This is a genomic window from Microbacterium sp. ProA8 (assembly GCF_039905635.1).
Taxonomy (GTDB): Bacteria; Actinomycetota; Actinomycetes; order Actinomycetales; family Microbacteriaceae; genus Microbacterium; species Microbacterium chionoecetis.
The window spans coordinates 722,470-746,765 of the sequence record NZ_CP157000.1 but is presented as its reverse complement, the minus strand read 5'-3'; the positions used below and the strand labels follow the sequence as shown (position 1 = coordinate 746,765).

The 24,296-nt window shown below is 71.3% G+C and carries 19 protein-coding genes; 13 read left to right on the top strand and 6 right to left on the bottom strand.

The window, feature by feature from the left end; all coding sequences use genetic code 11:
* Window positions 1–122: 122 nt before the first annotated feature.
* Both ABG085_RS03255 and ABG085_RS03250 read right to left on the bottom strand, forming a co-directional pair.
* Window positions 123–1,097, bottom strand: coding sequence for a diacylglycerol kinase family protein (locus tag ABG085_RS03255; protein WP_347978011.1), 975 nt, complete (start codon window positions 1,095–1,097; stop codon window positions 123–125).
* A 22-nt stretch (window positions 1,098–1,119) separates the two neighbouring features.
* Window positions 1,120–1,590 carry an Lrp/AsnC family transcriptional regulator gene (locus ABG085_RS03250; RefSeq protein ID WP_163618798.1) on the bottom strand — a complete coding sequence of 157 codons (471 nt, stop codon included), beginning with the start codon at window positions 1,588–1,590 and terminating at the stop codon, window positions 1,120–1,122.
* 124 nt (window positions 1,591–1,714) lie between these two features.
* Between ABG085_RS03250 and ABG085_RS03245 the strand changes: the two genes are divergently transcribed.
* From ABG085_RS03245 to ABG085_RS03235, 3 genes are all read left to right on the top strand, one after another.
* Window positions 1,715–3,142, top strand: a complete 1,428-nt coding sequence (locus ABG085_RS03245; RefSeq protein WP_347978010.1) for a DUF6421 family protein — start codon at window positions 1,715–1,717, stop codon at window positions 3,140–3,142.
* Between the two features lie 134 nt (window positions 3,143–3,276).
* A complete protein-coding gene (locus ABG085_RS03240) occupies window positions 3,277–3,987 on the top strand; it encodes an SDR family oxidoreductase (protein ID WP_347978009.1) in 711 nt (236 codons plus the stop codon).
* Window positions 3,988–4,049: 62 nt separating this feature from the next.
* Window positions 4,050–5,120 carry a low specificity L-threonine aldolase gene (locus tag ABG085_RS03235; RefSeq protein ID WP_347978008.1) on the top strand — a complete coding sequence of 357 codons (1,071 nt, stop codon included), beginning with the start codon at window positions 4,050–4,052 and terminating at the stop codon, window positions 5,118–5,120.
* 408 nt (window positions 5,121–5,528) lie between these two features.
* On the opposite strand, the gene ABG085_RS03230 is transcribed toward ABG085_RS03235, so the two are convergent.
* The 3 genes from ABG085_RS03230 to ABG085_RS03220 form a co-directional block, all read right to left on the bottom strand.
* Window positions 5,529–7,250, bottom strand: a complete 1,722-nt coding sequence (locus tag ABG085_RS03230; RefSeq protein ID WP_347978007.1) for a hypothetical protein — start codon at window positions 7,248–7,250, stop codon at window positions 5,529–5,531.
* A 204-nt stretch (window positions 7,251–7,454) separates the two neighbouring features.
* Window positions 7,455–9,368, bottom strand: coding sequence for a M3 family metallopeptidase (locus ABG085_RS03225; RefSeq protein WP_347978006.1), 1,914 nt, complete (start codon window positions 9,366–9,368; stop codon window positions 7,455–7,457).
* Between the two features lie 62 nt (window positions 9,369–9,430).
* Window positions 9,431–10,018: an NUDIX hydrolase family protein gene (locus ABG085_RS03220; protein ID WP_347978005.1), complete on the bottom strand. Its 588-nt coding sequence runs from the start codon at window positions 10,016–10,018 to the stop codon at window positions 9,431–9,433.
* 98 nt (window positions 10,019–10,116) lie between these two features.
* Between ABG085_RS03220 and ABG085_RS03215 the strand changes: the two genes are divergently transcribed.
* The 5 genes from ABG085_RS03215 (at window position 10,117) to ABG085_RS03195 (ending at window position 13,997) form a co-directional block, all read left to right on the top strand.
* Window positions 10,117–10,740: a hypothetical protein gene (locus tag ABG085_RS03215; RefSeq protein WP_347978004.1), complete on the top strand. Its 624-nt coding sequence runs from the start codon at window positions 10,117–10,119 to the stop codon at window positions 10,738–10,740.
* A gap of 78 nt (window positions 10,741–10,818) precedes the next feature.
* Window positions 10,819–11,499 (top strand): alpha/beta hydrolase-fold protein, encoded by a 681-nt coding sequence (locus tag ABG085_RS03210; RefSeq protein WP_347978003.1) that lies wholly within the window; start codon window positions 10,819–10,821, stop codon window positions 11,497–11,499.
* A 268-nt stretch (window positions 11,500–11,767) separates the two neighbouring features.
* A complete protein-coding gene (locus ABG085_RS03205; RefSeq protein WP_347978002.1) occupies window positions 11,768–13,432 on the top strand; it encodes an ATP-binding cassette domain-containing protein in 1,665 nt (554 codons plus the stop codon).
* 138 nt (window positions 13,433–13,570) lie between these two features.
* Window positions 13,571–13,753, top strand: coding sequence for a PspC domain-containing protein (locus tag ABG085_RS03200; protein ID WP_347978001.1), 183 nt, complete (start codon window positions 13,571–13,573; stop codon window positions 13,751–13,753).
* A 61-nt stretch (window positions 13,754–13,814) separates the two neighbouring features.
* The gene (locus ABG085_RS03195; protein WP_347978000.1) at window positions 13,815–13,997 is read left to right on the top strand and encodes a PspC domain-containing protein; all 183 of its coding nucleotides are present in this window, start codon (window positions 13,815–13,817) and stop codon (window positions 13,995–13,997) included.
* 160 nt (window positions 13,998–14,157) lie between these two features.
* On the opposite strand, the gene ABG085_RS03190 is transcribed toward ABG085_RS03195, so the two are convergent.
* Entirely contained in the window at window positions 14,158–14,634 is a 477-nt protein-coding gene (locus ABG085_RS03190; protein WP_347977999.1) for a hypothetical protein, read from the bottom strand.
* A gap of 112 nt (window positions 14,635–14,746) precedes the next feature.
* Here ABG085_RS03190 and ABG085_RS03185 point away from each other — a divergent pair, with 112 nt between their 5' ends.
* The 5 genes from ABG085_RS03185 (at window position 14,747) to ABG085_RS03165 (ending at window position 24,277) form a co-directional block, all read left to right on the top strand.
* Window positions 14,747–19,615: a crosslink repair DNA glycosylase YcaQ family protein gene (locus tag ABG085_RS03185; RefSeq protein ID WP_347977998.1), complete on the top strand. Its 4,869-nt coding sequence runs from the start codon at window positions 14,747–14,749 to the stop codon at window positions 19,613–19,615.
* Between the two features lie 113 nt (window positions 19,616–19,728).
* Window positions 19,729–20,517 carry a DNA-formamidopyrimidine glycosylase family protein gene (locus tag ABG085_RS03180; RefSeq protein WP_347977997.1) on the top strand — a complete coding sequence of 263 codons (789 nt, stop codon included), beginning with the start codon at window positions 19,729–19,731 and terminating at the stop codon, window positions 20,515–20,517.
* 286 nt (window positions 20,518–20,803) lie between these two features.
* The gene (locus ABG085_RS03175) at window positions 20,804–22,015 is read left to right on the top strand and encodes an ABC transporter ATP-binding protein (RefSeq protein WP_347979271.1); all 1,212 of its coding nucleotides are present in this window, start codon (window positions 20,804–20,806) and stop codon (window positions 22,013–22,015) included.
* Window positions 22,016–22,158: 143 nt separating this feature from the next.
* Window positions 22,159–23,343, top strand: coding sequence for an extracellular solute-binding protein (locus tag ABG085_RS03170; protein ID WP_347977996.1), 1,185 nt, complete (start codon window positions 22,159–22,161; stop codon window positions 23,341–23,343).
* Window positions 23,336–24,277 (top strand): ABC transporter permease, encoded by a 942-nt coding sequence (locus ABG085_RS03165; protein ID WP_347977995.1) that lies wholly within the window; start codon window positions 23,336–23,338, stop codon window positions 24,275–24,277. Before ABG085_RS03170 ends, ABG085_RS03165 begins: the two co-directional genes overlap by 8 nt.
* Window positions 24,278–24,296 lie beyond the last annotated feature (19 nt).

The following is a 24,296-nucleotide window of genomic DNA, read 5'->3' as shown; positions in this document are numbered from 1 at the left end:
TTCGTCGCTTTCGTTCGCTCAGTGAGCGATGTCCGGTCGTTGAGCGAGCGAGGCACGAGCGAGACGAAACGCCAGGCCGACGGGCGACGTCGGCTCAGCGCGTTTCGTCTCGCTTCGCTCGCTCAACGACCGGGCAGCGGTGACGCGAACACCGTCACCGCGCGGGGAACGGCGACGCAGCGCAGCGTGAAGCCGCCGGGCGACTGCTCCTCGAGCTCGCCGTCATGGACGAAGACCGACGGATGCCCCTCCTCGAGGCGCACCGTCATCTCGAACTCCTCGACGACCAGGCGCTCGACGTCCGAGCGGGGCGGCATGAGCCCGACGGCGCGCAGCACGGCCGCCGTGCGCTTGCCGAACGCGAGCGACGCCATCGCCCGCACCCGCGAGCCGCGCGCGTGGTGGATGCGCACGTCCAGCGTCGACTCCCCCAGCGTCTCGCGCTGCATCGTCGCGACCCGCTGGGGATCGTTGCGGCCGACCCCCACGAACACCGACCACACTTGCGCCCGCCGGCCCTCGCGGACGATCGTCAGCGACTCCGCTCCGCGCAGCGTCCGCCACGCCGCGACGATCCCGCCGAGCCACTTGCCCAGCGCCGCCCGACGGCGATCCCGCTCGTCGATCAGCTCGGGATAGGTGCCCACCGACACCGCGTTCAGCGCCAGGATCGGCTCGCCCTCGTCGGCCCGCACCTCGATGGCGCTGACCTCGATCGTCGTGCCGGCCTGGAGCGCATCGATCGCCGCGTCCACGTCGACGAGGTCCGCCGAGCGCGCGAAGTGGTTGAAGGTGCCCCCGGGCATCACGAGGAGCGGCCGCCCGTGCTGGCGCGCGAGCCCTGCCATGCGCGAGACCGAGCCGTCGCCGCCGTAGACCCCCAGGACGGCGGGGGGCGCGTCGGAGCTCATCGCACCGGCGACGACCTCGGCGAGGTCCTCCCCCTCGGCGAGCTCGTGGACGATGGCCGCGGGCAGCCGCGTGGCGAACGTGTCGGCGGGGTCCGCCCGCACGACGGCGGTGCCGGAGGCCGCGTTGCGCACGATGAACACGCCGCTGCCGTCGGCGAACGCAGGCTGCTCGGGTGAGGGGCGCATGCTCCTGAGGCTACCGGCGCCCTCAGGCGGGGAGGACCGGCCTGTTCTCGTAGAAGGTCTGCAACACGACCGTCGTCCGCGTGTTGACCGAGGCCGCGGAGCGGATGTCGCGGATGAGCGACTCCAGGTGACGAGGCGATGCGACCCTGACGAGCAGCATGTAGCTCGCGTCGCCGGCGATCGAGTGGCACGCCTCGATCTCGGACAGGTGCTCGAGCAGCTCCGGAGCGTTGTCGGGCTGCCCCGGATCCAGGGGCGTGATCTCGACGAACGCGGCGAGCGGCTTGCCGACGGCTTCGGCATCGACGAGCGCCCGATAGCCGGTGATCACACCGCGAGCCTCGAGCCGCCGCAGCCGCGTCTGCACCGCCGACACCGAGAGGCCGACGGCGGCCGAAAGCTCGGCCAGCGTGGCACGGGCGTTGCGCGAGACCTCGCGCACGATCCCCTCGTCGATGTCGTCGTCGAGGCGCGCCGGACCGTCTTCGCTCATGTTCCGAGACTATCAGCGGGCCTTCGTAGCGACCGGAAGTCTTCCTGCGTAGTGACTGTTTGACAGGAAACTATCCCGTAGACTCGGAGCCGAGATCGTCCTGACTCGCAGATCGGAGGTTCACATGTCCATCCACGCCCGCACCGCGCAGGTCATCGTCGGCGAACCCGAGGTCGTAGAGGACGCCGGCCTGGCCGAGACGAGCGAGGCGTGGCTGCAGCTCAAGGCGGCGGCCACCGCGCTCCAGGCCCTGCAGGTCAAGGACGGCTCGATTCCGGATGCCGCATCCCACGTCGACGCGCACGCCCACGTCGCCCGCATCATCGCCGGCATCCGCGCCCTCGCCCCCGCGCTGCCGCACGACGCCGAGTACTTCGCCGCATCGGTGCGCGACTTCGAGCGCTGGGCGGACGAAGGCTTCGGCATCCCGGACTTCCTGGATTCGCTCCAGGCCTTCCAGCCGCAGCAGCACCGGGCCGACGGCATCCGTCACCTCGTCGTGTTCCCGATGTACACCCAGAACGGCTCGCCGAACCGATATGTCGAGGCCGTGCTCGTCGAGGTGATCTGGCCGGAGTTCATCGCTCAGCTCGAGGCCGGGGACTACGGCAACAAGCTGTTCGTCTCGCTGCGCTTCCTGGACTTCACGCCGGGCTACGACACCAACAGCGCCGTGCTCTTCCCCGAGACGGTCGCGATGCGCGAGATCCCGCAGTTCACGTGGGGCGCGATCTTCCAGGACCGTGAAGCGGCGCGCTACCGCCGCGTCGTGCAGGCGGCCGCCGAGATCACGCGGCTGGAGCTGCCCGCCGACGCCGCACGCATGCTCGACGACCAGGCGCTCACCGAGCAGACCTTCGTGATGTGGGACATCATCCACGACCGCACGCACATGCGCGGCGATCTGCCGTTCGACCCCTTCATGATCAAGCAGCGGATGCCGTACTTCCTCTATTCGCTGGAGGAGCTGCGGTGCGACCTCACGGCTTTCCGCGAGTGCGTCGCGATCCAGGAGCGCCTGACCGCCAGATCGGTTGCCGAGCCTGTCGAAGCACTGTCGCCCGCCGAGGCCGAGATGCTCGAGCACGCGAAGCTCGTGCAGTACGCGGTGATCTTCGACCGGATCTTCCGCTTCTCGATCACCGGAACCCGCGTGCGCAACTACGACGGCCTCGGCGGCCAGCTGCTGTTCGCCTGGCTGCACCAGCGGGGCGTGCTGCACTGGACCGACACCGCCCTGTCGTTCGACTGGGAGAACGTGCCCGCCGCGGTCGTCGCGCTGGGCGAGGCGATCGACGAGCTCTACTGGCGCTCGATCGACCGGCCGAAGACCGCCCACTGGCTCGCGGCCTACGAGCTCGTGCGCGCCACGCTGACGCCGAACCCGGCGTCGGCATGGGCACGCGGCCTGCCGGACGACATCCTCGCGGGCGCCCCGAAGGGCTACACCGACGCCGTCCTGGACGACGAGTTCCCGCTGTCGATGTTCTTCGAGGCGCTCGACAAGAAGATGAAGCCCGTCATCGAGTCGACGGCCGGCATCACCGGCTGAGCCGCTCACAATCGCCGTCCCTTACGCCGCTTTCTCGGCGAGATCGCACGATCTCGCCGAGAACGCAGGCCCTCGGCGCGTAGGACATGGTCGTTCGGCGAGACCGCACGATCTCGACGTGGAAGGGTAGGAGCATGAGCGTCGAAGGCAGACTCGTGGTGATCGCCGGCGCGACCCGCGCGTCGGGCCTCGCGGCCGCACGCGCCCTGATCGCCGGCGGTGCGCGCGTCGTGGCGGTCGGGCGCGACGAAGGCCGCCTGCGCGAACTCGAGGAGGCCGCCCGAGCCGATGCCGGCATCCTGACGCAGGACTCGGAGGCGCTGCGCACCGAGGTGTGCGACCTCGCCGACGAAGCTGCCGTCACGACGCTCGCGGAGCGCGTGCACGCCACTGAGGGCCCCGTCGACGGGGTGCTGCACCTGGTCGGCGGGTGGCGCGGCGGCGGCGGGCTCGCCGGGCAGAGCGACGAGGACTACCGCTTCCTCGAGCGCTCGTTGACGGCGCTGCGTCACGTCAGCCGAGCCTTCGACGCCGACCTGAGGGCATCCTCCGCCGGGCGTCTCGCGGTCGTGTCGTCCACCGCGGTGGGGCGTCCGCTCGCGGGCGGCGCGAACTACGCCGCGGTCAAAGCCGCGACCGAGGCGTGGGCGCGCGCGGTCGCACAGGGCTTCGCGAAGGATGCCCGGGATGCCGGCAAGCCGCTGGCCGCGGCATCCGTCGTCTTCCGCGTGAAGAGCCTCTCGGGACTCGAAGAGGCGCTCGCACAGAGATTCACCGACCTCTGGGCCACCCCCGCCGACGAGACCAACGACACGATCATCGAACTCACCGACCCCTCGCTGTGACCGCAGCCCCCGCCGGCTCCGCGGTGCCGCGCGCGGCCGCGCGCGAACTAGATTGGACACCCGTGACCACGATCCACGACACGAACCTGCGGGGCTTCGCCTCGGACAACTACTCCGGCATCCATCCGGAAGTGCTCGCGGCCGTCGCCGCCGCCAACGACGGCCACCAGGTCGCCTACGGCGAGGACGTCTACACCGAACGGCTGCAGGCCGTCATGGCGCAGCACTTCGGCGAGGGCGTCGAGGCGTATCCGGTGTTCAACGGCACCGGAGCGAACGTCGTCGGCCTGCAGTCGATGCTCCCCCGCTGGGGCGCCGTGATCGCCGCGACCACCGCGCACATCAACGTCGACGAGGGCGGAGCGCCCGAGCGCGTCGGCGGCATCAAGATCCTCAACGTGCCGACCGATGACGGCAAGCTCACGCCCGAGCTCATCGACCGCGAGGCCTGGGGCTGGGGCGACGAGCACCGGGCTCAGCCGCTCGTCGTCTCGATCACGCAGTCGACCGAGCTCGGCACCCTGTACACCGTCGACGAGCTGCGTGCGATCGCCGATCACGTGCACGGCCACGGCATGCACCTGCACATGGACGGCTCGCGCATCTCGAACGCCGCGGCGTCCCTCGGCCTCCCGCTGCGTGCGATCACGCGCGACGTGGGCGTCGACGTGCTCAGCTTCGGCGGCACGAAGAACGGCGCGATGCTCGGCGAGGCCATCGTCGTGCTGAACCCCGAGGCGTCGCAGGGCCTCACCTACCTGCGCAAGCTCGACATGCAGCTGTCGTCGAAGATGCGCTTCGTGTCGGCGCAGCTCGTGGCCCTGCTCGACGGCGATCTGTGGCTCCGCAACGCGTCGCACTCCAACGCCATGGCCCAGCGCCTGCGCGCCGGCGTCGAGGCGGGACTCGCCGACGGGTCGATCCGCGGCGTGGCGTTCACGCAGCCGACGCAGGCGAACGGCGTCTTCGCCACCCTGCCCGACGGCGTCGCCGACCGTCTGCGCGGCTCGTTCCGCTTCTACGACTGGGATGCCGCGAAGAACGAGGTCCGCTGGATGTGCGCGTTCGACACGTCCGAGAACGACATCGACGCGTTCATCGCAGCGATCGCACGCGAGACCACCGCCGCCTGACCTGCCCGCCCTCGCGCGGTCTCGAGCCGGCGAGGAACGAGCGAGACGAAACGCCCCGCACCCCGCCCTCGCTCGTTGAGCGAGCGAGGAACGAGCAAGACGAAACGCCCCGCACCCCGCCCCGGTCGTTGAGCGAGCGAGGAACGAGCAAGACGAAACGCCCCGCACCCCGCCCCGGTCGTTGAGCGAGCGAGGAACGAGCAAGACGAAACGCCCCGCACCCCGCCTCGGTCGTTGAGCGAGCGAGGAACGAGCGAGACGAAACGCCCCGCACCCCGCCCTCACCCCGCCCTCGGTCGTTGAGCGAGCGAGGAACGAGCGAGACGAAACGCCCCGCACCCGGCGCATCAGCCGGGTTCGGGGCGTTTCGTCTCGGGCGCCAGGGCGCCCTTCGCTCAACGACCGGGGTCAGTGCTCGCGCGACTCGTCGCTCTGCTCGGCGTGCTCGGCGTGCTCGGCGTGGTCGCCCTGCTCGTCGGGAACGTTCTCGCTCGACTCTGCCTCGACATCCTCTGCCGCGACGAACTCCTCGGCAGTCTCGGCGTCGCCGTGCTCCATCTCGGCGGGCTCAACGTCAGCAACACCGGTGTCGGCGTCCACATCGACCGACTCAGCCTCGACGGACTCGTGCTCGACCGGCTCGCCGGGCGCGGCATCCGTCCCCTGCGTGTCAGCGTCGACGACCGGCGCCTCGTCGTCGGCGCTGCCGCCGGACGGGAGGGGCATCTCGGGGCGGATGAGCTCCTTGACCTCCGCCATGAAGCTCATGAGCTGGTGCTGCTGCCAACGCAGCTGGCGGGTGCGGTCCTCGGCGTCGCGGAGCACGGCCTGCGAGTGCGTCGTCACCAGTTCGATGATGCGCTCCGCCTTCACATGGGCGCGCTCGAGGTGCTCGCGGGCGCGCAGCTGCGCGTCGGCCTCGATCTGCTGCGACTGCGCGCGCATCAGGCGCTCGAAGTCCTCGGCCTTCACCGACACGCGCTGCGCGTGTTCGAGCGATGCCGCGACCTGCTCGTTGGCATCCTGCGTGATGCGCTCGGCATGGGCGACCGCCTGGTTGTGCAGCACGAGGAACTCCTGGTGCGCATCGTCCTGCCGTCGGGTGAGGGATGCCTCGAACTCGAGCGCCCGCAGCCGCAGCTCGCGCACCGCCTCCTCTGCCTCGGACCGGTCGCGCGCGGTCTCACGCGCGACAGCGGAGCGCAGCATCGCCGCGCCCTTCTCTGCCTCCGAGCGGATGGCCGCGGCCTCGCGCTCGGCCTGCGAGACCTTCTCGGCGGCGTGCGCCGCCTCCCGCTCGACCCGGGCCTCGTGCGCGGTCAGCTCGGTGTCGATCTTGAGCCGCACCTGCTGGGCGTCGTGCTGCGCCTGCGAGATGATCGCCTCGGCCTCCGCCTGCGCCGACGACCGGCGGTTCGCGATCTCTTCGCGCGCCGCCTCGAGCAGACGGTCGCCCTGCGTCGTCGCGTTGCGGATGAGCAGGCTCGCCTGGTCTTCGGCGACGCGCAGCACCTCTTCGAACTGCTGGCGGTTCGGCGACTCGGTGGTCGCGCCGACGAGCTCGTCGCTGAGGGTCTGCACGCGCTGCTCTGCGTCGGCGATCTTGGCGTTCGCGAGCTCGAGCTCGCCCCGCAGTCGCGCGACGACGTCGCCCTCTTCTTCGCGGGCGGCGGACGCCTCGGACGCGACCCGTGCGATCTCGGCGCGGCGACTCTCCTCCGCCTCGGCGAGCGCCGCCTCGAGACGCTCGATCTCGGCCTGACGCGCCGTGAGTGCGGCGTCGATCTCGGCCTGGCGTGCGGCGATCGCGGCGTCGATCTCGGCCTGCCGCTTCTCAGTCGCCGCCTGCAGCTCGGCTTCGAGGCGCTCGGCCTTGGCGCGGCTCTGCGCGACGGCGGCACCGGCCCGGCGCTGGTGCTGCTTCAGCTGGGCGACCTCGTCGTGCGCCGCACGCACCCGCGCGTCGAGTCCGGCGATCGCGGCGTCGACCTCTTCCTTGTCGTACCCGCGGAACGTCGTCGTGAAACCCGATCCGAAGGACGTCGTGGACGAGCCGCCGCCGATGAGGTTGTCGAAGGGTGTCGGGTCGTCCTGGCCCGGATTTCCGGCGCTCACGGCGTGATCGGACATCGGTGTGTCTCCGCTTCTGGCTTGCTGTGTCGGCGAGTGCTCTCGGCGGAGGCGTGCGTGCCGTGCCAGGGCGCCGGCGAACGTGTCGCCGGGCGCGCGAGCAGCGGTGGCCGCACCGTCCTCGACGACACCGGGGGGTTGTGTCGCAGGTGGCTGCGCAGGGGGTAGGTGAACCCTACATCGCGCCGCTGTCTGTCGAGAACCTCAAGCGCCGGCGAGCCACTCCCGGTACGCGTCGAACGACGACGGGCGGCCGAGGAACGCCTCCACGAGGTCACGCGCGTCGCGTGAGCCGCCGCGTTCGAGCACCTCGGTGCGGTAGCGGTCGGCGGCTGCGGCATCCATCAGTCCGTCGCCGAAGCCGCTGAGCAGATCGCGCGCGATCACGAGGCTCCACTGGTACGTGTAGTAGCACGCGCCGTAGCCGGTCAGGTGACCGAAGCCCGCGTAGGAGTGCAGGCCGGGCAGCGGCTGCACGGGACTCGCGGCAGCGTAGAGCCGCTCGGTCTCGGCCTGCAGGTCGGCCGGCCGATCGACGTGCAGGTGGTACGACACGTTCCCGTGCCCCAGCTGACGCCGCACCTCGAGGGCACGACCGAAGGCGTCGGCGGTGCGCATGCGCGCGACCAGGTCGGCGGGGATGGGCTCGCCCTCGGCGTTGCCGCTGAACGAGGCGAGGACTCCGGCATCCCATGCCCACTCCTCGAGCAGCTGGCTCGGCGCCTCGACGAAGTCCCACTCGGTCGCCACGCCGCTGAAGCGCGCGAAGCGCTGGCGCCCGCCGAGGATGTCGTGCACCAGGTGACCGAACTCGTGGAAGAACGTCACCACCTCGTCGTGCTCGAGGAGCCCGCGCGAGAAGTTGCACAGGAGCGCAGCCTCGGGAAGGACACGGCCCGTGACGCCCGGAGCCAGCGGGAAGCACGCGGCGTGGCTGAACTTGCCCTCGCGGGGATGCAGGTCGAGGTGGATGCGTCCGAGACGCTCACCGCCGCGGATCACGTCGAACGACTGGACGTCGTCGTGCCACGCCGGCGCGTCGACCGGCACGTACTCGACATCGAGCAGGCGCCCGATGACGTCGAGCACGCCCGCCACCACCCGCTCGAACGGGAAGTACGAGCGGACCAGCTGCGCGTCGACGTCGTACTGCTCGCGCTTGATCGCCCCCAGCAGGTACCAGAAGTCGGCGATGGAGACGACGTCCGCGTCGGGGACGTCGCGCCGCAGCCGCTCGAGCAGCAGCGGGTACTCCGCCTCGGCCGCCGGGCGCGAGGCGTCGTCGAGCCGCGACAGGAACGTGGGGATGGCCGAGCCCGAGCCGATCATGCGGGTCTCGGTCTCGTAGTCCGCCCAGTCGGGATAGCCGAGCAGCCGGGCCCGCTCCGCTCGGACGTCGAGCAGTTCGGCAAGGATCGCGTCGTTCTCGGGCCACGCGAGGTCGTTGTAGGCGCTCACGAGGGCGACGCGCGTCGCGCGGTCGTGGGCGTAATCGCGCACCGGCATGAGGTCGGGATAGTCGGTCGAGAGCGTCACGCGTCCGTGCTCGTCGGCGGGGTGGGCGTCGATGAAGTCCTGCGGCATGCCTGCCAGTCCCTCGGCGGGCACGGTGATCTCGCGACGGCCGTCGCGGATGTTGCGCGAGAACGCCAGCGACAGCTCGGTGTCGCGGTCGGCCAGCTGCCGGGCCCGCTCGCGATCGGCATCGTCGAGCTCCACGCCGCTGCGGCGGAAGTCGCGCAGCAGGTGGGCGAGCAGTCGCGCCTGATCATCGTCGAGATCGGTCGTCTCGGCGTCGGCGAACGCGCTCCACAGGTCACGGTCGAGCAGGCGGACCGCCGACAGCGACTCGACCGTCTGCACCTGCTCCTCGGCCCGATCGCGCACCGACGGATCGGGGTGTGCCTCGCTGAGCACGTACGACTCGCTGAGGGCCTCGCTCAGGGCGATGTCGGCGTCGTTCCACAGCTCGAGGCGCTCGGCGGTCGTGAGCGCGGACTCGGCCTTGAGCCGACCGTCGATCTCGCTCACGCGGGCGATCCGGGCGGCGGGGCGCTCGTCGACGAAGGCCACCCAGCCGGCGGCGTCGGACGGGAAGGGCAGGGATTCGAGACTCACCCTGCGAGCCTATGGGGCGGCGCGGACAGTACGCGAGGGAATTCCCCGGTCGCGACGACAGCTCAGCGCAGCGCGCCCACGCTGGCGAGCGCCAGCCGCACGAGCGTGCCGCGTCCGCCTTCCATCTCGGCCGAGAGGGCATCGGATGCCGCCTCCTCGGGTGTCAGCCAGGTGACTTCGAGCGCGTCCTGCCGCGGCTCGCACGTCCCCGTGACGGGCACGACGAACGCGAGCGACACGGCGTGCTGGCGGTCGTCGTGGTACGCGCTCACACCCGGGAGCGGGAAGTACTCGGCCACCGTGAACGGCGTCGGCTGCGGGGGGAGCATCGGGAACGCCATCGGACCGAGGTCGTTCTCGAGGTGGCGGAAGAGGGCGTCGCGGACGGTCTCGCCGTAGCGGACCCTGCCCGAGACGATCGTGCGCGAGATCTCACCGACCGGACTCGCTCGCAGCAGGATCCCGACCTGCGTGACCTGACCCATCCCGTCGGTGCGCACCGGCACGCCCTCGACGTAGAGCATCGGCAGCCGCCGGCGCGCCTCCTCGAGTTCGATGTCGCTCAGCCACGCGGGATTGGACATGTTCCCCGCCGGCGGGCCGAACGGCTCGTCGCCCGCAGGTTCGGGGTCAGGAGTGCGCACGGACATGCCTCCTGTATACCCGCTCCCTCCGGTTTTCACCGCGCGTCCTCGCCGCCGACGCCGACTCCTCAATAGTCTGAGGGCATCGTCTCCGGGAGGACGCCATGGCAGAGGACCCGCCACAGACGCGCATCAGCCGCATCCAGGACATCGTCGGCGTCTTCGTGCTGTCGATCACCGCGGTGCTCACGGCGTGGTGCGGCTTCGAGTCGTCGAAGTGGGGCGGCGAGATGTCGATCGCGTTCAGCGAGGCGTCGGGCGCCCGCATCCAGGCCGCGAGTGCCGAGAACCAGGCGCGGGCGGCTCAGCAGTTCGACCTGTCGGTCTACGCGCAGTGGGTGCTGGCCGAGGGCGAGGGCGACACCGAGCTGGCGCAGTACATCCAGGACCGCTTCCAGCCGTGGTTCACGGTCGCCTTCGACGCGTGGCAGGCCGACGGGATGATCGAGAACGCTCCCTTCGCCCGCGACGAATACGTGCCGCCGGGCGAGGTGGAGGCGGTGGAGCTCAACGAGCGCGCGGACGCCAAGTTCGCCGAAGCCCTCGAGAGCAATCAGCGCGGCGACAACTACTCACTGCTGACGGTGCTGTTCGCCCTCGTGCTGTTCCTGACCGCGATGTCGCAACGCGATGTGCGGACCTGGATCGGCAGGGTGCTGCTCGGGCTCGCACTGGTCGTGATGACCGTCGGGATCGGCATCCTGCTGACATTCCCCATCAAGATCTGACCGGTCCGACGGGCGCCGCCGGCTGCGGCGCTCCGATTCGCCCTTCGCCGTGTCGGCCGCGGATGGCAGGATGTCGGCATGTCGGAAGCTCTCGTCCTCGACGCCGACGCCGTGCTGTGGTCGACCGACCGGTCGGCCCCGGACAGGTCAGCCGCCGCCGGGCGGCACCTTCTGCTGCTCCTCCACGGCTACGGGGCCGACGAGCACGACCTCTATCCCCTCCGCCAGTACCTCCCCGAGGCGTTCGCCGTGGCGAGCCTGGCGGCCCCGCTCGCGCCGCCGTGGCCGGCGCCCGGCCGTTCCTGGTATCCGATCGAGGGCCTCGAGGGGCGCGACGCCTCGCACGTGAACCGCGCCGCCGAGGCGGTCATCGCGTGGATCGACGCGCACGCGGCGGGCGCGGCATCCGTCGGCCTTCTCGGCTTCTCGCAGGGCGGTGCGGTCTCGCTGCAGGCGATGCGCATCGACCCGCGGCGCTTCGCCTACGCCGTCAACCTGTCGGGCTACGCCACGCCGGGCGAGCTGGCGGGCGATGCCGAGCTCGCCGAGCTGCGCCCGCCGGTGTTCTGGGGCCGCGGCACGAACGACGACGTGATCCCGGAGTTCGTGATCGCGCACACGACGGAGTGGCTGCCCGCGCACGCCGACCTGAGCGGCCGCGTCTACCCGGGCCTCACGCACAGCGTCTCGGAGCAGGAGATCGCCGACGTGGCGGCGTTCCTCGACAAGCAGCTGACGGCGCTCGACGCGGTCGACTGATCGGCACTCTCTGGCGACCGCCGGAATCGTCCGCTATGGTGTCTCTCGGCCTTTGTCCCCTCGGTGAGGAACTCCCTTGAAGCTGATCGACGCAACCGCGCTGTAATCGCGCTGCTCCGTCGACCCTCGACGTCTGGCAGCGCCTGAAGATTCCGCGCTGCACGTCGACCATCGCTTCCCCGCCGTTCCCGGGCCCCTTCTGCGGCCCCGGCGTCCGGGCGGATTCCGCGGTCCTCGGTGTCAGCGCATGACCGACACGGGAGGCCTCATGCCTGCAACCACTCTCACACCTGTCATCGTCCTCGACCGGGTCTCGTTCGCCTGGGCCGACGGCTCCGTCGCCCTCGCCGATGTCTCCGGCTCGTTCGGCACCGGCCGCACCGGGCTCGTCGGCCGCAACGGCTCCGGCAAGTCCACGCTGCTGCGCCTGATCGCCGGGGATCTCACCCCCTCCGCGGGCCACATCGCACGGACAGCGGATGCCGCGTACCTGCCGCAACGGCTGACGCTCGACGTCGACCGGCCCGTCGCCGACCTGCTCGGCGTCGGCGAGACACTCCGCGCGCTGCGCGCCATCGAGTCGGGAGACCCCGATCCGCGTCACTTCGACGCGGTCGGCTCCGACTGGGACATCGAGGCGCGCGCGCATGCCGCGCTCGCCGACGCCGGACTCGCACCCGACATGCTCGACCGCCGGGTCGGGCAGCTGTCGGGCGGTGAGGCGGTGCTCACCGCGATCGCCGGCATCCGTCTGCGGTCGCCGGAGATCACGCTGCTCGACGAGCCCACCAACAACCTCGATCGCGACGCCCGAGCGCGCCTGTACGACATGGTGCGCGCGTGGCGAGGCGCCCTGGTCGTGGTCAGCCACGACACCGCGCTGCTCGAGCTGATGGACGACACGGCCGAGCTGTATGCGAACGAGCTCTCGGTGTTCGGCGGACCGTACTCGCAGTGGCGGGCATGGCTGGATGCCGAGCAGGGCGCCGCCCGTGACGCCGAGCGGGCAGCACGTCAAGCCGTCAAGCGCGAGAAGCGCCAGCGCATCGAGGCCGAGACGACGATCTCGCGCCGCGCCGCGATGGGGCAGAAGGCGTTCGACGAGAAGCGCGTGCCGAAGATCGTCGCGAACGGACGCCGGATGGCGGCCCAGGTCTCGGCGGGCAAGCTGCGCGGCGAGAAGGCCGACCGCGAGGCATCCGCCCGCGAAGCCCTCGATGTCGCCGAACGCCGGGTGCGCGACGACGACATCGTGAAGATCGACCTGCCCGACCCCGGCGTGCCCGCGGGCCGTCGCATCGCCACCCTCGGCGACGGCGAGCGCTCGTGGGTGATCCAGGGGCCAGAGCGGGTCGCGCTGATCGGACCGAACGGCGCCGGCAAGACGACGCTGCTCGAGCGCCTGGTGGGTTCCGGCCTGCAGAACTCCACGGATCGCGGGGCGAATCCGCCAGAAGACGCTCTACCGGGCGATTCGGCGCATGGATGGTGGAGTTCTGCACACGCCGAGCTGCACACCGACCGCGTCGGGTACCTGCCACAGCGTGTGGACGGGCTCGACGACGCAGCCTCGGTGCTCGACAACGTCGTTCCGTCTGCCCCCGGTGTCACGATCGTCGAGCTGCGGAACCGGCTGGCGCGGTTCCTCATCCGAGGAGCGGCCGTCACCCGGCCGGTGGGAACACTGTCGGGCGGCGAGCGCTTCCGCGTGGCCCTCGCCCGGCTCATGCTCGCCGATCCGCCGCCGCAGCTGCTCGTGTTCGACGAGCCGACGAACAACCTCGACCTCGACACGGCCGACCAGCTCGTCGAGGCCATCGCCGCCTACCGCGGCGCGGTGCTCGTGGTGAGCCACGACGACGCGTTCCTCGAGCGCATCGGCGTGGGCCTCGTGCTCGAGCTCGACCGCGACGGCCGTCTGCAGGAACGCTGACGCGCGAGGCACCGAGCGCTGAGCCGGCTCGCGGCATCCTCCTCCGGCAAGGGGGACGGATGCCGCGGGCCAGCGCCCCTCGGATACCGGGGGTCTGCACCACTGCGCCCGGCGGGCCGGTGGCGCGATGATGGACTCATGAACGCACTCGTGAGACCTCAGCAGGGCCGATGGATCGCCGGAGTCTGCGCCGCCGTCGCCAACCGCTTCGGCTGGAACGTGACGCTCGTGCGCATCCTCACCGCGCTCGCCGTCGTCTTCTTCGGCCTGTCGCTGTGGATCTACATCCTGCTCTGGATCCTGGTCCCGGCCGAGCGCTGACACCGAGCACCCGTTTCGCCTCCCCCTGGCGGGCTCACCTTCGCCGCGCGATGATGAACCCATGCATCGCCTGGTTCGTCCCCGACGGGGACGCATACTCGCCGGGGTCTGCCAGGGCATCGCGGACCGCTTCGGCTGCAGCGTGATACCGGTGCGCGTGCTGACGGTCGCATCGACCGTGTTCTTCGGCGTATCGATCCTGATGTACCTGCTGCTGTGGATCCTCATGCCGGACGAGAGCTGACGTCGGTCAGGGAGCGACGAAAGCCTCCGCGAAGATCGCCGCCAGTTCGTCGGCGCCCCAACCGCTGTCGAGCGCGACCTCGACGGTCATCGTGATGCCGTGGGTGACCTCGTAGACCTGACCTCCCGGGTACGCGCCCTGGAGGAGCGGAACGGCCTGGTCAGGGCCGCTTGGGCTCCTTGGTGCGGCCCGGGGCGGTGCCGCTGTTGCCGGGGTCATCGGAGACGTCGGCCTCCTCGGTCGGCGGAGGCACCGTCGGCGCCGGCACAGGAACCGGCTCGACCACGGGCTCGGTGGTGAGCTCGTCGACCGGGGGTTCCGTCTCGGTGGCCGCCGGCGGGACCGTCGGACTGGGGCTGAGCATCGGCGTCGGGGCCGGCGTGGTGGGCCGGGGAGTGACCCGGGTCTCGGCGACCGGTGCGGGGTCCGCAGGCAGCGGTGACCGCTGACCCTGCACCGCCGCGAACACCGCCGTGACCACGACCACGAGCGAGAGTGCCAGGGCGCCCACCAGCGCTCCGAGGGCGAAGGTGTGCACCCGCCGCGAGCGCACCCAGGACGCATCGGCGGCTGTGGGGGCGGCCGTAGGGTCGAGCGCCACCGGGGTGTCCGGCACGCTCGAGGGCGTCGACTCCATCGGGATCCTCGGGCGGTCACACGCGTGCGGGGGAACACGCGAGCACCGATCTTACGCGACCGGCTCGCCCGCGACCTGGCCGGATGTCGGCGATCACGACGAAGATGGAGTGATGGGCGACGTGCTCGAGCGGTTCGGTCCTGCCACGCAGGACTGGTTCCGCGGCGCCTTCCACGCTCCCACCGACGCTCAGAAGGGCGCGTGGCAGGCGATCTCCGCCGGCAAGCACGCTCTCGTGGTCGCACCGACCGGTTCGGGCAAGACGCTGTCGGCGTTCCTGTGGGCGATCGACCGCGTGTTCCACGACAAGGCGGCGGCTCCGGCGTCCGTGGCGCCCGCCGGACGGAAGAAGAAGATCCCGGATGCCGCGGCCCCCGCCACCCGGATCCTCTACATCTCGCCGCTCAAGGCGCTGGGCGTCGACGTCGAGCGCAACCTCCGTTCGCCGCTCGTCGGGATCGGACAGTCCGCGCGGCGCCTCGGCCTCACGGTGCCCGAGGTCACGGTGGGCGTGCGCTCCGGTGACACGCCCGCAGGCGACCGGCGCAAGCTCGTGCAGCGGCCGCCCGACATCCTCATCACCACGCCCGAGTCGCTCTACCTCATGCTCACGAGCCGGGCCGGCGAGACGCTGCGCGACGTGCACACCGTGATCGTCGACGAGGTGCATGCCGTCGCCGCCACGAAGCGCGGCGCCCACCTCGCGGTGAGTCTCGAGCGACTCGATGCGCTGCGCCGCTCGTTCGCGCCCGACGCTCCTCCGGCGCAGCGCATCGGCCTGTCGGCGACGGTGCGGCCGATCGACGAGGTCGCCCGGTTCCTGGGCGGGGCGGAGCCGGTCGAGATCGTCGCGCCGCGTGCGACCAAGGCGTTCGACATGAAGGTCGTCGTGCCGATCGGCGACATGCTCAATCCGCCGCCGCCCCCGAGCCCGTACGCGTCCGACACCGAGGCGTGGGCGGATCCGGACGCCGCCCTTCGCCAAGCTCAGGGACCGGTCGATGGTCCTGTCGAAACGATCGACGAGGACTGGTTCGCCGACGGCACGTCGGCTGGCCCCAGGCGTGACGGGCGTGCGTCCGGAGCGGGCGAGACCGAGATGACCGGATCGGTGTGGCCGCACGTCGAAGAGGCGATCGTCGATCGCATCCTCCTGCACCGCTCGACGATCGTGTTCTGCAATTCCCGCCGCCTCGCCGAGCGGCTGACAGGGCGGCTCAACGAGATCTACTCCGAGCGTCTCGGCCTCGACCTGCCGGACCAGACCGTGCCGGCCGCCATGATGGCGCAGGCCGGCGCCACCGCAGGTGCGGATCCCGTGCTGGCCAAGGCGCACCACGGCTCCGTGTCGAAGGAGCAGCGAGCGCAGGTCGAAGAAGAGCTCAAGTCGGGCGTCCTGCGCTGCGTCGTCGCCACGTCGAGTCTCGAGCTCGGCATCGACATGGGCGCCGTCGACCTCGTCATCCAGGTCGAGGCGCCGCCGAGCGCGGCATCCGGCCTGCAGCGCATCGGCCGCGCCGGCCATCAGGTGGGCGAAGTCAGCCGTGCCGCGCTGTTCCCCAAGCACCGTGGCGACGTGCTGCACACCGCGATCGTCACCGAGCGGATGCTCGCCGGGCAGATCGAGGCGATCACGATCCCGCAGAACCCGCTCGACATCCTCGCGCAGCAGACGGTGGCCGCCGCGGCCGTCGCCCCCGTCGACGTCGAGGGCTGGTACGAGACGCTCAAGCGCAGCGCCCCGTTCCGGTCGCTCCCCCGCTCGGCGTACGAGGCGACGCTCGACCTCATCGCCGGGCGGTTCCCGTCCGACGAATTCGCCGAGCTGCGGCCCCGCGTCATCTGGGACCGCGACCTCGGCGTGCTCAGCGGGCGGCCGGGCGCGCAGCACATCGCCGTGACCAGCGGCGGCACGATCCCCGACCGTGGCCTGTTCGGCGTCTTCATCGCGGGCGAGTCGCAGAACGCCCGCGTCGGAGAGCTCGACGAGGAGATGGTCTACGAGTCGCGGGTCAACGACGTGTTCACCCTCGGCACGACGAGTTGGCGCATCGTCGAGATCACCCACGACCGCGTCAACGTCGTCCCGGCGTTCGGGCAGCCCGGCAAGGTGCCGTTCTGGCACGGCGACGGCATCGGCCGCCCTGCCGAACTCGGCGAGGCGCTCGGGAAGTTCTCGCGCGAGGTGTCGACGGCGAAGCCCGAGAAGGCCGAGTCGCGCCTGCACGACGCCGGGCTGGACGAGTACGCGCAGGACAATCTGCTGGCCTACCTCGCCGAGCAGCGCGAGGCCACCGGCACCCTGCCGACCGATCGCCAGCTGACCGTCGAGCGCGGGCGCGACGAGGTCGGCGACTGGCGCGTCATCCTCCACTCCCCCTACGGCATGCAGGTGCACGCGCCATGGGCGCTGGCGGTGAACGCCCGCATCCGCGAGCGGCTGGGGGTCGACGGCTCGGCGGTGGCGAGCGACGACGGCATCATCGCGCGGATCCCGGATGCCACGGCCGAGCCTCCGGGCGCCGACCTCTTCGTCTTCGATCCCGATGAGCTCGACCAGATCGTGACCGAGGAGGTCGGGGGCTCGGCGCTGTTCGCCTCTCGGTTCCGCGAGTGCGCGGCGCGCGCGCTGCTCATGCCTCGGCGCAACCCCGGCAAGCGGACCCCGCTGTGGCAGCAGCGGCAGCGGTCGGCGCAGCTGCTCGAGGTGGCCCGCCGCTACCCGACGTTCCCGATCATCCTCGAGACGCTGCGCGAGGTCCTGCAGGACGTCTACGACGTGCCCGCTCTGCTGCGGCTCATGCGCGGCATCGGCGAACGCCGCATCCGGCTGATCGAGACCGAGCCGGCGCAGCCTTCGCCCTTCGCGCGCGACCTGCTGTTCGGCTACGTCGGCGCCTTCATGTACGAGGGCGACTCTCCGCTCGCCGAGCGACGGGCCGCCGCCCTGTCCGTCGATCCGGCGCTGCTGTCGGAGCTGCTCGGCAAGGTCGAGATGCGCGAGCTTCTCGACCCCGACATCATCGCGCAGTTCGAGCGCGACGCGCAGCGCCTCGATCCGGAGCGCCGCGCGCGCGGGCTCGAGGGCGTCGCAGACCTGCTGCGCCTGCTCGGCCCCCTCGATGCGAGCGAGGCCGCCGCGCGGCTGGAGGCCGACGGCGACGGCGTCGGAGGTGCGCACATGACCGAGGGCGCGGCATCCGCTCTGCTCGATGCGCTGGTCACATCGCGTCGCGCGATCCCGGTCACGATCGCCGGGGCGACGCGGGTCGCCGCGATCGAAGACGCCGGACGCCTGCGCGACGGCCTGGGCGTGGCGCTGCCCGTCGGCATCCCGACGGCGTTCCTCGAGCCCGTCGCCGATCCGCTCGGCGACCTGATCGCCCGGTACGCGCGCACCCACGGCCCTTTCCGGGCGGATGCCGCAGCCGACCGGCTCGGCATCGGCGTCGCCGTGGCACGTCACACCCTGCAGCGCCTCGAGTCGCAGGGCCGCGTCACGAGCGGGTTCTTCCTGCCCGAGGCGGCGACCGCGACCGCCGAGTCACGCGGCGACGAGGCGGAGTGGTGCGACACCGAGGTGCTGCGCCGGCTGCGGATGCGGTCGCTCGCCGCGATCCGGGGCAGCGTCGAACCGGTGCCCCAGCATGCCTATGCCCGATTCCTGCCGGTGTGGCAGCACGTCACCCGGCCGCTCGAGGGCATCGACGGCGTCGCGGCGGTCGTCGAGCAGCTCGCCGGCGTGCCGATCCCGGCGAGCGCGTGGGAGTCGCTCGTGCTGCCGGCACGCGTCGCCGACTACACGCCGGGGATGCTCGACGAGCTGACCGCCACCGGCGAGGTGATCTGGTCGGGCCACGGCAGCCTGCCCGGCCGCGACGGCTGGGTCGCGCTGCATCCGGCGGACGCCGTGCCGCTCACGCTGACCCCGCCCGACGATGCCGAAGAGATCGCGCCGGGATCCCTCGACGCCCAGCTGCTCGCCGCGCTCGAAGGCGGCGGTGCGTACTTCGCCGCCCAGCTGCGCCAGACCACGGGCGCCGAGAACGAGCAATCGGTCGTCGATGCGCTGTGGCGGCTCACCTGGGCCGGGCGGATCACGAACGACACGTTCGCCCCCGTCCGCGCGCTCGTCTCGGGCGGTTCGCAGGCGCACCGGGTGAGCCGGCGCACCCCTCGCACGCGACTCTACCGCGGCGCCGCCGGAACGCTGTCGGCGGCGGGGCGCGCGGTTGCGGCATCCGTCCCGGCACGTCCCCCCGCGATCGGCGGGCGGTGGTCGCTGCTCCCGGCAGCCGAGCCTGATGCGGCTCTGCGGGCGACCGCCTCGGCGAGCCTGCTGCTCGACCGCTACGGCGTCGTCACGCGCGGCGCGGTGCAGTCCGAGGGCGTGCCGGGCGGGTTCGCGCAGACCTACCGCGTGCTGGCCGGCTTCGAAGAGGCCGGGCACTGCCGGCGCGGCTACGTCATCGAGAAGCTCGGCGCGGCGCAGTTCGCGGCATCCGCGACGGTCGACCGCCTGCGCGAGTTCGCCGGGCTGTCGGATCCGCCGCCGCTGCGCGCCGTCACGCTCGCCGCCACCGACCCCGCGAATCCGTACGGTGCGGCGCTCGCATGGCCGGGGCTCGAAGGTGTCACCCATCGCCCGGGACGCAAGGCGGGCGCGCTCGTCGTGCTGGTCGACGGTGCCCTCGCGCTGTACCTCGAGCGCGGCGGCAAGTCGGCGCTCGCCTTCACCGGTGAAGAGGCGGTGCTGGCCGCCGCCACCCGCGACCTCGCCGCGACGGCCCGGGTACGACGGCTCGACACCCTGACGATCGAGCAGGTCAATGGTGTGTTCGTCTACGGCACCGCCGTCGGACGTACGCTCAGAGACGCCGGTTTCGTCGAGTCTCCGCGCGGCCTCACCCTGCGGCGGCTCACCGCGGGCGACGCCCTGCGACAGGCTCAGGGACCGGGACGCGAGGGCGCGCGTGCCTGAATCCCTGCAGAGCGTCGGAGAACGTGGCCGACGCGCAGCCCGCGACGTCACCTCGCCGGCGTGTCGCGCAGAACCTCCGATTCCGTGCACGCGGCGACGGTCGGAGGCGGCCTGTGCCTGAGGGAGACACCGTCTTCCGCACCGCCCGGCGCCTCGACGCCGCGCTGGCCGGCGCGACCGTCACGCGCTTCGAGCTGCGCGTCCCGCAGGCGGCCACGGTCGACCTGCGCGGCGAGGTCGTGCACGGCGTCGTCTCGCGCGGCAAGCACCTGCTGCATCGCATCGGCGCGTGGACGCTGCACACGCACCTCAAGATGGAGGGCGAATGGCACGTCTACCGCCGCGGCGACCGGTGGCGGGCACCGGGGTTCCGCGCCCGCGCCGTGATCGGTGCCACGGCGCCGGACGGCACCGAGTGGGAGACGGTGGGCTTCGATCTCGCCGACATCAAGGTGGTGCCGACCGCCGACGAGGACGACCTGGTCGGCTACCTCGGCCCCGATCCGCTCTCGGATTCTTGGGACCCGGTCGAGGCCGCCCAGCGGCTCGCCGCCGACCCGCGCGCGGTGCACGTCGCCCTCCAGGACCAGCGCAGCATCGCGGGGTTCGGCAACGAGTACGTCAACGAGATCCTCTTCGTCCGCGGCATCTTGCCCACGACACCGGCGAACGAGACGGATGCCGCCGCCATCGTGGATCTCGGCGCCCGCATGATCCGCGCCAACCGCAACCGGTCGGGCCGCACGTTCACCGGCGACGAGCGCCCCGGGCGTTCGACCTGGGTCTACCGCCGCGAAGGCCGGCCCTGCCGACGGTGCGGGACCCTCATCCGGGGCGGAAGCCTCGGCGCCGATCCCACCCGCGAGCGGATCGTCTTCTGGTGCCCGGTCTGCCAGCGCTGAGCCGGCTTGCAGCACGCTTTCATCACGATGCCCGGCGGACGGATTGTCGCGCCGGGTTGAGGCATCCGTCCCGCGCGCTGCGCCCATCGTTGAAACATCGCGGTTCCCTGGCCGTCACACAAGTCCGGACGAACTGTCGCGCCGCCCCCCGCCCGCACCGCTAATCGTCCGGTTCGGTCCGGGCCGCATTGCGGGTCGCCGGGGCGCGATATTGAATACCTGACACACCCGAACGGCCATGCAGCGTTGCGCGGCCGGCTATCAGAAGGACCCTCACGAGGTGACGATGTCCACAGGCACGGCTACCGCAGCGGCGGAGCAGGTTCCCACCGAGAGCGAGGCCGCGCGCGGATCCGTCGTCCTGTCGGGGATCACCAAGTACTACGGCGATCAGGTCGCCGTCGACGACCTCTCGCTGACGATCCAGCCGGGCGAGTTCATCTCGCTGCTGGGACCGTCCGGCTGCGGCAAGACGACGACGCTGCGCATGATCGCGGGCTTCGAGCGGCCGGATGCCGGTGACATCCGCATCTCGGGACGCTCGGTGCTGGCCGCGCCGCCGTACAAGCGGGACGTCAACACGGTCTTCCAGGCATACGCCCTGTTCCCCCATCTGTCGGTCGCCGAGAACGTCGCGTACGGGCTGCAGCAGCGCCGGACGCCCAAGTCCGAGGTGCGCGAGCGCGTCACCCAGGCGCTCGACATGGTGCAGATGCGGCGCTTCGGCGACCGCAAGCCCACGCAGCTCTCAGGTGGTCAGCAGCAGCGCATCGCGCTGGCCCGGGCGCTGGTGAACCGCCCCGCGGTGCTGCTGCTCGACGAGCCGCTCGGAGCCCTCGACCGCCAGCTGCGCGAAGAGATGCAGCTCGAACTGAAGCTGCTGCAGTCGCGCCTGGGCATCACGTTCGTCTTCGTGACTCACGACCAGGGCGAGGCCCTGTCGATGAGCGACCGCATCGCGATCATGCGCGCGGGCCGCATCGAGCAGCTCGCCGACGCCGACACCGTGTACGCCCGCCCGGCCTCGGCCTACGTCGCGGCCTTCGTCGGCCAGCAGAACTTCTTCCGCGGCCCCGCCGCCGAGGCGGGCGCGGCGATCACCTCGCCCCACGCGCTGGTGCGCGCCGCCTCCCCCGTGCTCACCCGCACGAACCTCGGCGAGGCCGCCGTGCGGCCCGAGTTCATCCGGATCGAGATGGACCCTTCGACAGGCTCAGGGACCGGGACAGGCGCAGGCGCAGGCGCGAGCCTGCCCGAGGCGAACTCGGCCCGCGGAGAGCTGATCGGGGTCTCGCACCTCGGCGACACGATGCAGTACCTGGTGCGACTCGGGCCCGACCAGAGCCTCATCGTGCGGCGCCCGACGCCCGAGGCGCCGGCGCTCTCCGTCGGCGACCCCGTGGTCTGCACGTGGGCGGCGCATCACGTGCTGCTGTTCCCCGCCGCCGACGTCGCTGCCGCCGAGGAGGGCGGCTACATCGCGCCCCCGACGGCGTGATCGCCGCTCCCTGACACGCACGTTCCCCCCGCACAGCACGACCCGACCCGCACCACACGCCCGACCCGACGCACCGCACCCGACGCACGCCCTGCAGCCGCGGCATCCGCCTTCCCGGCTCTCGACCCGACCAGGAGTACCCGATGACCCAGCCTCGTACCCCGCTCCGCATCCTCGCCCCCGAGGCTGCCGCGCCCGCGATCGTGCGCGAGCTCTCGCGACGCCGCTTCCTCAGCTTCGCCGCGCTCGCGGGCGGCGCCACCGTGCTCGCCGCATGTGCGCCGGGCGGCAGCGGCTCGCCCGCTCCGCAGGCGAGCGGCGGCGACCTCGAGGGCGACGTCTCGGTGTACACATGGGGCGACTACGACTCGCCGGATGTCGTCGAGGGCTTCACCGCCGAGCTCGGCCCGAAGGTCACGCTCGACTCCTACTCGTCGAACGAGGAGCTCATCGCGAAGCTGGTCGCCGCGAAGGGCACCTCGGGCTACGACATCGTCGTGCCGACCGGCGTCTTCATCCCGCAGATGATCGAGAATGGCCTGCTGACGAAGTTCAACAAGGAGCTTCTGCCCAACATGTCCAACATGGACCCGGCCTTCCTCGGCCGCGCGTGGGACCCGGGCAACGACTACTCGGTCTGCAAGGCCTGGGGAACGACCGGCTACGTCTACGACAAGACCGTCATCACGCGCGAGCTCACCACGTGGGCCGACTTCTTCGACGCCGCCCAGAACGAGGCGAGCGGCAAGACGGCGATGTCGGACGACCCCGCAGGGATCATCGGCTCCTACTTCTGGGCCAACGACCTGGACTGGAACACCGAGGACCCCGACGAGCTCGAGGCGTGCCGCAAGTTCCTCGTCGAGGAGATCGCACCGCACATCTCGGCGTTCGACTCCTACCCCGGCACCAACGCGATCCCGCAGGGCACGCAGGTGCTGATGCAGGCGTGGAACGGCGACGCGCGGCTCGGTCTCATGGAGTCGAGCGAGCCGGAGCGCTGGCAGTGGGTGCTGCCCGGCCCGGTGACCGAGCTGTGGATGGACAACTGGGCCATCGCCGCCGGTGCGCCGCACCCCGAGGCTGCCCACGCGTTCATCGACTACTCGATGGCGCCCGAGAACCTCGTGCTCAACCTGGACTACATCGGGTACAACGTGGGCGGCAAGGACATGGAGGCGGCGGCGGAGGAGAGCGGCCTCGAGCTCGCCGACATGATCTTCTTCACGCCCGAGCAGCTCGAGACGATGCACGAGCAGGAGCTCAACGACTCGCAGACGACCCGCGTCTCGATCTACAACGAGGTGAAGGCTGCCGCCGGTGCGTAGTCGTGCCGCAGGAGCCGCGCTCGCCGTTCCGGCGTGGGCGTGGCTCCTGCTCTTCTTCGTCGCTCCCGTGGCGATGGTGGTGTGGTTCAGCTTCGGCTACAAGCCCGGGGTCTTCGGCAGTCACGCCAACGACATCCTGTCGTTCGACCGTTACGTCGAGGCCTTCTCGCCGACGTTCTTCGCGACGTTCCAGAACACCCTCTGGGTCGGTGTGATCGGAACCGTGCTCTGCTTCCTGATCGGCGCCCCGGTCGCGTACTGGATGGCGTTCAAGGTCAAGCCCGAACGACGCGGCATCCTCATCGCCCTGGTGCTGGTGCCGTTCTGGACCAACTTCCTGGTGCGCACGATCGGCTGGCAGGTGATCCTCGCCCCCGAGAGCTGGCTGTCATCGCTGCTGCAGGGCATCGGCGTGCTCGACGGTCCGCTCGATCTGATGTACACCCGCACCGCGGTGATCATCGGCGTCGTGTACAACTACCTGCCCCTGATGATCCTGCCGCTGTTCGTCGCGTTCGACCGCGTCGGCCCGGCGCTGCGCGAGGCGTCGAAGGACCTCGGCGCCGGCAAGCTCACCACGTTCCTGCGGGTGACCCTGCCGCTGTCGCAGCCGGGCATCATCGCGGGCGTGCTGCTGGTCTTCATCCCCCTGATGGGCGATTACATCACCGCGACCGTGCTCGGCGGCGCGAAGGGCAACATGGTCGGCCAGCTCGTGGCCAGCCAGTTCCAGACCGCCCAGAACTGGGCGCTCGGCTCGGCGATGGCGGTGCTGCTCATGCTCGTGATCATGCTGACGATCGGCGTGGCCGCGGTGATCATCTGGCTCGTCGCGCTGCCGTTCCGCTCGCGCAGTCGGCTCGTGCTGGGGCCGGTGGCCGAGACGGCGAAGACGGATGCCGCGCCTGCGGCCGCTCTGGAGGTGACGAGGTGACGCTCTCTACGGATGTCCA

Bases quoted from the DNA above. Each gene is read 5' to 3' on its own strand.
- ABG085_RS03255 (WP_347978011.1), bottom strand. From the start codon at position 1,097: ATGCGCCCCTCACCCGAGCAGCCTGCGTTCGCCGACGGCAGCGGCGTG.
- ABG085_RS03250 (WP_163618798.1), bottom strand. From the start codon at position 1,590: ATGAGCGAAGACGGTCCGGCGCGCCTCGACGACGACATCGACGAGGGG.
- ABG085_RS03245 (WP_347978010.1), top strand. From the start codon at position 1,715: ATGTCCATCCACGCCCGCACCGCGCAGGTCATCGTCGGCGAACCCGAG.
- ABG085_RS03240 (WP_347978009.1), top strand. From the start codon at position 3,277: ATGAGCGTCGAAGGCAGACTCGTGGTGATCGCCGGCGCGACCCGCGCG.
- ABG085_RS03230 (WP_347978007.1), bottom strand. From the start codon at position 7,250: ATGTCCGATCACGCCGTGAGCGCCGGAAATCCGGGCCAGGACGACCCG.
- ABG085_RS03220 (WP_347978005.1), bottom strand. From the start codon at position 10,018: ATGTCCGTGCGCACTCCTGACCCCGAACCTGCGGGCGACGAGCCGTTC.
- ABG085_RS03215 (WP_347978004.1), top strand. From the start codon at position 10,117: ATGGCAGAGGACCCGCCACAGACGCGCATCAGCCGCATCCAGGACATC.
- ABG085_RS03210 (WP_347978003.1), top strand. From the start codon at position 10,819: ATGTCGGAAGCTCTCGTCCTCGACGCCGACGCCGTGCTGTGGTCGACC.
- ABG085_RS03205 (WP_347978002.1), top strand. From the start codon at position 11,768: ATGCCTGCAACCACTCTCACACCTGTCATCGTCCTCGACCGGGTCTCG.
- ABG085_RS03200 (WP_347978001.1), top strand. From the start codon at position 13,571: ATGAACGCACTCGTGAGACCTCAGCAGGGCCGATGGATCGCCGGAGTC.
- ABG085_RS03195 (WP_347978000.1), top strand. From the start codon at position 13,815: ATGCATCGCCTGGTTCGTCCCCGACGGGGACGCATACTCGCCGGGGTC.
- ABG085_RS03190 (WP_347977999.1), bottom strand. From the start codon at position 14,634: ATGGAGTCGACGCCCTCGAGCGTGCCGGACACCCCGGTGGCGCTCGAC.
- ABG085_RS03185 (WP_347977998.1), top strand. From the start codon at position 14,747: ATGGGCGACGTGCTCGAGCGGTTCGGTCCTGCCACGCAGGACTGGTTC.
- ABG085_RS03175 (WP_347979271.1), top strand. From the start codon at position 20,804: ATGTCCACAGGCACGGCTACCGCAGCGGCGGAGCAGGTTCCCACCGAG.
- ABG085_RS03170 (WP_347977996.1), top strand. From the start codon at position 22,159: ATGACCCAGCCTCGTACCCCGCTCCGCATCCTCGCCCCCGAGGCTGCC.